Source organism: Microseira sp. BLCC-F43 (genome assembly GCF_041929235.1).
Lineage (GTDB): Bacteria > Cyanobacteriota > Cyanobacteriia > Cyanobacteriales > Aerosakkonemataceae > Microseira.
In genome coordinates, this window is the sequence record NZ_JBHFNP010000284.1 from 1 (window position 1) to 8,878 (window position 8,878).

5 protein-coding genes and 1 pseudogene are annotated in these 8,878 nt (G+C 49.5%); 1 reads left to right on the forward strand and 5 read right to left on the reverse strand.

From position 1 onward, the window contains the following. From ACE1CM_RS38285 to ACE1CM_RS38305, 5 genes are all read right to left on the reverse strand, one after another. A partial coding sequence (locus ACE1CM_RS38285; RefSeq protein WP_374884181.1) for a caspase domain-containing protein occupies positions 1 to 1,600 on the reverse strand: 1,600 nt, incomplete at its 3' end. 631 nt (positions 1,601 to 2,231) lie between these two features. Continuing rightward, complete coding sequence (locus ACE1CM_RS38290; protein WP_374884182.1) at positions 2,232 to 2,402, reverse strand: hypothetical protein; 171 nt, start codon at positions 2,400 to 2,402, stop codon at positions 2,232 to 2,234. Positions 2,403 to 2,584: 182 nt separating this feature from the next. After that, positions 2,585 to 3,367 carry a DUF928 domain-containing protein gene (locus tag ACE1CM_RS38295; protein ID WP_374884183.1) on the reverse strand — a complete coding sequence of 261 codons (783 nt, stop codon included), beginning with the start codon at positions 3,365 to 3,367 and terminating at the stop codon, positions 2,585 to 2,587. A gap of 122 nt (positions 3,368 to 3,489) precedes the next feature. Continuing rightward, positions 3,490 to 4,410 (reverse strand): N-acetylmuramic acid 6-phosphate etherase, encoded by a 921-nt coding sequence (gene murQ, locus ACE1CM_RS38300; RefSeq protein WP_374884184.1) that lies wholly within the window; start codon positions 4,408 to 4,410, stop codon positions 3,490 to 3,492. 12 nt (positions 4,411 to 4,422) lie between these two features. After that, positions 4,423 to 4,794 carry a DUF3110 domain-containing protein gene (locus ACE1CM_RS38305; RefSeq protein ID WP_374884185.1) on the reverse strand — a complete coding sequence of 124 codons (372 nt, stop codon included), beginning with the start codon at positions 4,792 to 4,794 and terminating at the stop codon, positions 4,423 to 4,425. 366 nt (positions 4,795 to 5,160) lie between these two features. Between ACE1CM_RS38305 and ACE1CM_RS38310 the strand changes: the two are divergent. Next, positions 5,161 to 8,878, forward strand: a pseudogene (locus ACE1CM_RS38310) (hypothetical protein); the annotation flags it as partial.

Consider the following 8,878-nt stretch of genomic DNA (forward strand, 5'->3'; position numbering starts at 1 on the left):
TTCCCTCCCTTGTTAAGGGGGGAGTTCCAGTTCCCTCCCTTGTTAAGGGGGGAGTTCCAGTTCCCTCCCTTGTTAAGGGGGGAGTTCCAGTTCCCTCCCTTGTTAAGGGGGAAGTTCCAGTTTCCTCCCTTGTTAAGGGGGGAGTTCCAGTTCCCTCCCTTGTTAAGGGGGAAGTTCCAGTTTCCCCCCTTGTTAAGGGGGGGCCAGGGGGGGATCCATCGGCAGCCGTTATCCGCCCCAAAAGGTACTGCACGTCCCTCTGGTACGGGACATTGACCGCTTCGATGCGCTTAATCGCTTGCAGCGCCTGTTTCGCCGTACCCGCATCCGCACCCAAGGAGGGGTCAAGACCGATGCGGAGTTTCAAATCGCTGGGAATCGCCCTTGCTGCTTCCTGTAATAGCGCCCCCTCTTTAGCAGCACCCTCCAGCTTGGCTTTCCCGATTAATCCCTGGCGGGATTCGAGCGTTACCTGTCCCGCACTGCCACCGTTGGCATCCACAATGGTGAATATGGCCTCTTTGTCGAAGGCTTCCAGACTTTCTCGATCGATTCCTCCCAACCACAACGTCGCTTGATTCCCTTTAACTTCGGTGATGACTGCTTCAGCAGGCGGGACTTGTTTGTCGATGAAATAGACAGGTTTCTTTTCATTTCCGCTTTGGGGTTTGACATCGCTCAGAGGAACTTGGAAGGAAAGGGGTTTGATGTCGCGGATAATGCGAGCGATCGCATTTTCCCAATTCCCCGTTTGCTGCCAAAGATACTGCGTCATCAGGTAGGTAAACGCTCCGGCATAGAAGTCACTAAATGGCGCATCTGCCGCCCTTTCATTCCGTTGAGCCGCAGCGATGACGACGCCTTTGGCTACTCCCTGCCGACGCTGGGTGATAAAATCTTGAGGCGCAAGATTCAATCTCGATAACCACTGGTCTTGATACCCTTTTTCAGCCGCAGAAATTTGTAGCTGACTGCCTCCATCGCGAGAGCGAATGCGGAAGTTTCCCCTCGTGCCGCCGCCAGAGTAACAACTATCCAAAACCACGGTAAGATTTTCGCTGGGTACAGCTTTCATCAGCAGGAATAAGGTATGTCCCATGATGTCCTGTACGACACCGCCTTGTTGCGGGAATCCAGATGGTAACCCCGCATCAATTGGCACAAAAGTGCCGTTAAGTCCATCGGGAAAATCTTTATCTGGATCTCGAACGCGGGAACCATGTCCGGAGTAATGAAAGACCGCCACATCTCCGGGTTTGACTTGTTTAATCAGATGCTCTTCAAACGCTGTCAAAATGCCTTGGCGAGTGGCTTGGGCGTTGGTTAAGGTAATGATGTCTTTTGGGTTAAAGCCAAAGCGGTAAATTAACAGTTCTCGCTGCAATTCCACATCGGTGATGCATCCTCTTAAAGGTGTAAATTCCTGGGTATTGGGATAGTCATTGATGCCAACCAGTAAGGCGAGTTTGCGAGAAGTATTTTGCGCGAGGCTCCTGGCGTATCGGTCACCTTGGCGTTGAATGTAGAATTGGTTACAGCCCCAGGTTGCCAGAGTAGATCCAGCAAATAGTAGGAACTGATAGCGAGAAATGCGGAACATAACCAACTTCTCCTGATGCCATCTAAGTGATTTTGCTGTCGAGGTTACGACCGTGCTGGTTAACTCCTATACTGTTTTCTTTCCGATGCGATCGCTAGTCTAATTAGACCTCTCCAATAACTCTTGTGGGGTGGGCATTTTGCCCGCCTTTGAGGGTAGTTTTTGCAGAGGTCTATTTGACCTTTTGTAGTTCATTGTTAGCTTTACCAGTATGACTTGGGTGTTTGACTTGCAAGGCTGGGTATGCTGAATATTTTTTTACCTACCAAAAACCCGGTTTCTGCGCCAATCTCGCTTTTCTAAACCCACGATTTTTCTTATAAACCGGGTTTTTTAGCCTTTGGATTAATTTTTGTTGCAATTCTTTGACATTTTTGATGTTAATTTTTTGGAAAAATCGGGAATTACTATGTTAGTAATTGTGTATTTTATTGTCAAATTTATTGACAATAAACCATAGTAAATATAGCACAAAAAGCCCTGGTTTACCTGGCTCTAAAGATAGGAGGGAGGAAGGAGGAAAATCGTCGTTCGGCGGCGGTGTTGGTGCGGACAAATGACCAAGGGAGATTTATGGCTCATATGATGTCCGCCTAATTACCCTGAATAAAAATCTCGACCCGTCACCGTGTCACCGTTCTCCCAAGTCATTCCTAACTATGGGTGAAGAACCGGACATGATATCAGCAGTTGCGGCATACATGAAGTAGCAGAGAGCGATCGCCACTCCTGCGATACCAGTATGGAAGAAAAAAGACAGCATAAACCCATCCCAATCAACTAGACCAGGATTTACTCTCACCCATTCGGGTTTCTATGGAAAATTGTCGGGAATGTTGTAGTAGCACGGCAACCAAAATCTTCTACACAAGTGACCATTTTATAATTGTCGTGCCCCTACTCCTGTATAGGGAAAATACGCTTCGCCCAGCCGCTGACGCTACGAAGTAACGGGTAATGGGCAATAAGTAAAAAGGATACCAATTACCTATTACCAACTAAAGGCTCTTGAACAAACGCTTGCAGTCCGGCTGTTGTTAACAGTAATTCCCAGTTTTGCTGCCATTCGGTTTGAGGTTGAGAGGGCAGAAGTTTCACTCGACTTGCCAAAGCATCGAACCAGATTCCAGCTTCTGCATACAACGCTGGGAGCGTTTCTGGTGTAGCATTTTTTATCTGAGCTGCTAAAGTTTCGCTCTGTTCGATGCGCTCGATCCACGCGGGGGGACTACTGACGCTGTCGCTGCGATCTTCGGGGTCGCAAATTAATACAAACGACCACTGATACTGCTTGCCAATTTCTAGGGAGCGCGCTGTCGTAGGAAGGCTGATACTAACAATACCGGGCTGGTAAGGTAGAGCAAATCTTGTTCTATAAACCAGCCGGTTATTTCGCTCTCTAAGGACAAACTCCCCTAATTGGGCATTAGATTTTGGAATATATCCAAAAAATGTCGGATGTTCCGATACAGTTAATCCTATATTTCCCGTCGGAATTAAAGGTTTTAATTTATTCCTTTCGCTCAATGCAAGGCAGGAACCCCCCCTCGTTCCCGCGCCTTCTGTTACAGCGGGAGCGCCGCGATTGGGGGGTCGAAATGTCTGAGCAATTTCCCAACTGGGGTTTATTTTTGCATCTGGAAAAGGTGACTCGAATTGTTTTTGTCTTGATATTGACAAGCCAGGGGCGATAAATAATTCTAGAGAAACTGCCGTCATGCTGGCAATTGATAGTGCATACTTGATCGGAGCGCGTGGAAATCCCACTTGCCTTCTGCTAGTCGAGGAAAGCGCGGTAGAGCGTATCTTGTACATGTGAGTCAGCTACAGAAAGATACCAAGTAAATATAGATACAAAGGGGAACTTTTTAGTTCCATTAACCCCACCGCTATTCTGATTGTTGATAGCTAGTGACGGCTTGCCTTAAATTGCCTTGATGTTGCTCTAGCAAGTTCGCTCCTTCTTCCGCTTCTAATCGGGTCCAGTGCATCAGCAGCGCTAGTTTCACATTCCTGCCGCTGCGCTCTAGCAGAACGGCGGCTTCGTGTCTTTCTATACCGGCGAGGTCTTGCAAGATGCGTAAGGCACGATCGCGTAATTTACTATTCGTCACCGCAACATCGACCATGCGATTGCCGTATACTTTCCCCAACTGCACCATGACGCTGGTAGAAAGGATATTCAACGCCATTTTGGTCACCGTCCCGGCTTTGAGGCGCGTCGATCCGGCTACTATTTCTGGCCCCACTAACAAGCGAATGTCAATATCGGCACTCGTATTGACTTGTTCGGCGGGGACGCAAGCGATAAAAATCGTCGTAGCGCCCCTGGATTTAGCGGCTTGCAACGCGCCTTGTACGTAGGGCGTGGTGCCTCCGGCGGTGATGCCGACTACTACATCGAGTTGGGTAATTTGTCTTTGGGCGATCGCAGTTTCCCCATCCTGGGCTTTATCTTCCAAATCTTCCGAACTCCGCACCAACGCACCCGCTCCTCCGGCAATAATTCCCTGTACCATTTCCGCAGGCGTGCAAAACGTCGGCGGACACTCGGCTGCATCCAAAACCCCTAACCGCCCGCTCGTCCCGGCTCCCACGTAAAACAGCCTTCCCCCTTGACGTAATGCCTTAGATGTGATATTGATGGCAAGGGCGAGTTGGGTACGGGCATTAGCGATCGCCGCCAGAGTTTGGGCATCTTCTTGATTAAACAGATCGACCAATTCGAGGGCAGTCAGCTGGTCTAAATAGCGACTGTTGGGATTGATCTGTTCGGTCAGAAGATGACCCCGGTCTTCCAAATTTGTCATGTTTATCCTTGATTACAACAGTCCTTCGAGTTGGCGGCGAATGCGGTCAAGTTCGGACTCAGGCATTTGAGATTCAGTAGCGGCAGCTTGCCAGTCGGTTTCTTCCATGTTCGCTTCGGGCGGGATAAACAAAGCGCCTTCGGGAATAAATTCCCAATCATAGTCAGCACTTTGGCAAAACTCTTTGATTTCCTCCGGATCGATTGCTTCCACGGTAGGCGTGGGGAAATCTTGCGCTTCCAACATTAAAGCAACGCGGGTGGCGTCGTCTTCTGACTCAAACATCAACACCTTATTGCGATCGGCAATGCGGATGGTGTGAATGCCCTCATTTTCCGTCCGAGCGTTAAATAGCAGCACAAATACGCGCGCACTTGAAGTCATAATCGCTCCCAAACTCGAATCATCACCAACTTAACCCCATAATTTGTCCTATCGGCTCCTACGAGTCAAGTTAGCGTTCCTCAATTTTTGCACTTCCCGATACAAAATAGTTACGGAAAAAGCTAACAAAAAGTCCCATCCTGTGGTAGATTCTCTTGCGGAGTTTCGCTCCAGTAACATCTACAAAATCTGGCAACAATTGGGCAGCACCAGTCGTCGTGTCACCAGGTTATGAACGCGCTCCTCACTCCTAGTTCCTCTCTCAAAAGGGCGACCTTTGTCTTTGCCAGTCCCCGGTCGCGGCGGGATCGCCGCGACCCCGAATGTGGGTAATCAATTCAAAACGATACCAGGTGTGCTGCTTTAATGACTAACTCTACCGATCCAAATCCCGATCGCGAAACAGAAATTAATTCTAACCGGCGTGTATGGCTGCTTTGGTTAAGTCGTTCTGGACTTGCTTTTGGCGTAATTTTACTCGTTGGTATTGCGGCGGGTGCTTGGTGGGCCTGGAATTTTGTCCAGACTGAGTTAGCGCCCATAGTGGAAAAAAATCTTACCCAGTCGCTCAAACGCCCGGTGCGATTGGGAAAAGTTGAAGGGTTTTCCCTCACCGGACTGCGCTTGGGCGCGTCTGAAATACCAGCAACGCCTACAGATACCGATCGCGCTACCGTTGCAGCAGTTGATGTCAAGTTCGATTTGCTGCGGCTGCTGTTGGAGCGAACTCTGGCGCTAAATGTAACCTTAGTCAATCCGAATCTTTACTTAGAAGAAGACCCGGATGGTCGCTGGGTGACTACCGAAATTGCGCCAGAAGAACCGGGTGCTGCGTTTAAGACCGAAGTAGAATCAATTCGGCTGCAAAACGGTAACATCGTCCTCGTCCCCCAACCAAAAACGGGTAATCCAAAAGTCCCCATAGGCGTTGCCACAGCCAATGGTCAGGTTGAATTGAGAGATAATAACCAACGCTTCCGCTTTGAATTGGCAGGACAAATCGCCAGCGGGGGCAATTTGAATCTCCAAGGCGAATATCTGCGCCCGACTCAACAACTCAACTTGGAGAAGTTACAAGCGCAACAAGTCCAGGCTGCGGATGTAGATCGGTTATTAAAGTTACCGATTAATTTACTAGCTGGTCGCGTAGATGCCAGTTTGCAGGTTAAATATAACCCCACACAGCCATTATCTTTGTTGGGGACGGCGCGCCTTCAAGATGTCACCGCCGGACTGCCGCAACAGCCGATTCCTTTCGCCGGGACAAACGGGACGCTGTTGTTTCAAGACCAAGTTATTAAGCTGCAAAACGTATCATCGCTTTTCGGTCAAATTCCCTTGCTCGCGAATGGCGGTTTAGACCTGCAACAAGGCTATGATCTTTCCGCAAAAGTACTGAATACAGAAATAGCAAAAATTACACAAACTTTTAATTTTAAACCGCCCGTCCCGCTCAACGGTGAGGTGCAAGCAGAGGTGAAGTTAACCGGAGCAATCGCACAACCGTTATTAATCGGTCAATTCGCCACCACCAAGCCCACTCTAGTCGATAAAGTTAATTTTAATACCGTCAGCGCCCGCTTTGCCCTCGATGCCAGACAAGGAGAATTGGTAATCGCCAATTTGCAAGCAAAGCCGGAAGTAGGGGGAGAAGTTACTGGGAAAGGGCAGGTAAAATTAGGCACTACAGGGGGAATTGTCTTCGACCTGCAAGCAGACAAAGTACCGGGGGATGCAATCGCTAAACTCTACAACGCCAATCTCCCCCCTGGGATCGCCATCGGACCAGTGCGGGCCCAGACGCAAGTATTTGGCCCCTATAACGACTTGCGGACGGTAGCCCGCTGGCAAGCACCCCAAGCCACCTATCCCGGTAACGGGGAAGTCGTCCTTGCTAGAGGTCAAACAATTTTGCGCGACACCACCTTACGGGTAGCAGGCGGCACTTTGCAAGCAGCGGCGAAAATTGCCAACGGGCGTTGGGACGCGCTTGTCGAAGGTTCCCAGTTACCCGTCGGTAGTCTTTTAGACTTACAAGCGCAGGTGGGAGAAGGAGACGCGGGGACGCGGGGACACGGGGACGCGGGGAGGTCTGGGGGATCGGGACAACAGCAAATACCGCCAGCGATTGGGAAGGGGATATTTACCGGCAGGGCGAGGTTAGGGGGAAAGCTGGGATCTTTGCAAGCGCAAGATATTCAAGTCGTGGCACAGGGACGCTTGCAAGTAGCGGGTGGCACGCTGCAAATACAACAGGCACAACTTTCCCAAGGCAACTGGGATGCTTTAGTAGCAGCAACAAGCGTGCAACTAACTTCTCTGTTAACGCCGGAACAGCTAAAAAATTTACCCGTACAACCGGGTGCATTTACGGGTAGGGTGAGGGCGGCAGGAAACTTAGCATCTTCTGAGGCGAAAGATATTCGCGCCGTAGCTTCTGGAAGTTTGAACCTCGCGGGCGGGACGGTACAAATACAACAAGCAGCACTTAACCAAGGAAATTGGGAGGCTTTGGTAGACGCTACAAATGTGCAACTGACCCAGCTGCTATCGCCGGAACAAGTAAAAAATTTACCAGTACAACCGGGTGCATTTACCGGCAGAGTTAGGGCGGCGGGAAACTTAGCATCTTCTGAACCTAAAGATATCAAAGCCGCAGTACAGGGAAGTTTGAACATCGCGGGCAAGACAGTACAAATACAACAGGCAGCACTTTCAGGAGGAAATTGGCAGGCAGCAATCGCCGCCACAAATGTACAATTAACCCAGCTGTTAACCCCAGACCAAGTAAAAAATTTACCAGTACAACCGGGTGCATTTACCGGCAGAGTTAGGGCGGCGGGAAATCTAGAATCTTCCCAAGCGAAAGATATTCGCGCCGTGGCTTCTGGAAGTTTGAACGTCGCGGGCGGGACAGTACAAATACAACAGGCAGGAATTAACCAAGGCAACTGGGAAGCTTTGGTAGACGCAACAAATGTCCAACTAACGCGGTTGTTAACGCCAGAACAAGTAAAAAATTTACCCGTAAAACCAGAAGCATTTACTGGCAGAGTGAGGGTAGCGGGAAACTTAGAATCTACCCAAGCTAGAGATATTCGCGCCGTAGCTTCTGGACGCCTCTTCGTTGCGGGCGGGACAATACAAATACAACAGGCACAACTTTCCCAAGGCAACTGGGAAGCATTGGTAGCCGCCTCTGGCGTATCTTTGGCAAGTTTGCCACAAGTACCGCCCCAGTTTCAGCAAGGAAGATTTAACGGACAATTCCGCCTAGCAGGAAACCTGGAATCTACCGACCTGGAAAATATTAGAGCATTAGGGAATGGCAACGTCCAAATTGCAGGTGGCAACTTGCAAATCAGACAAGCAGCACTTGCCAATAACCGCTGGCAAGCCGTTGTAGCCGCATCTGGCTTGCAACTGGCGCGTCTGTTACCCCCAGAACAAGCTAGAAATTTACCCATCCAGCAGGGACGAATTACCGGCGAGGCGAGGCTGGAAGGAAGTCTCGATACTATCAATCTTTCCAATATCCAAGCAGTAGCGCGAGGCAGCCTTCAAACTGGCAATGGTAATTTACAAATACGCCAAGCACAACTAAACGAAGGTCGCTGGCAAGCAGTTGTAGACGCCGCCGGAGTGCAGTTAAATCGCTTGCCGCAAGCGCCGCCCCAGTTGCAAGCAATCTTCAGCGGTCAAGTACAAGCCGCTGGTAGTTTAGAATCATTCCAACCCAAAGATATTCAAGCCTCAGCTAGCGGACGCCTTCAAGTCGCAGGCGGCAATATCCAAATTCAACAAGCACAATTAAACCAAGGTCGTTGGCAAGCTAACATTAACGCTGCTGGAGTCGAGTTAAGTCGCTTTGCACAACTACCAAATAATTTACCAGCAATCTTCAGCGGTCAAGTACAAGCCGCTGGTAGTTTAGAATCATTCCAACCCAAAGATATTCAAGCCTCAGCTAGAGGCAGCTTAAATATTGCAGGCGGCAGCGTCCAAATTCAACAAGCAAGTTTAGAACAAGGTCGTTGGCAAACTGCCTTTGAAGCCTCTAATCTCCAATTGCATCGTTTAACAA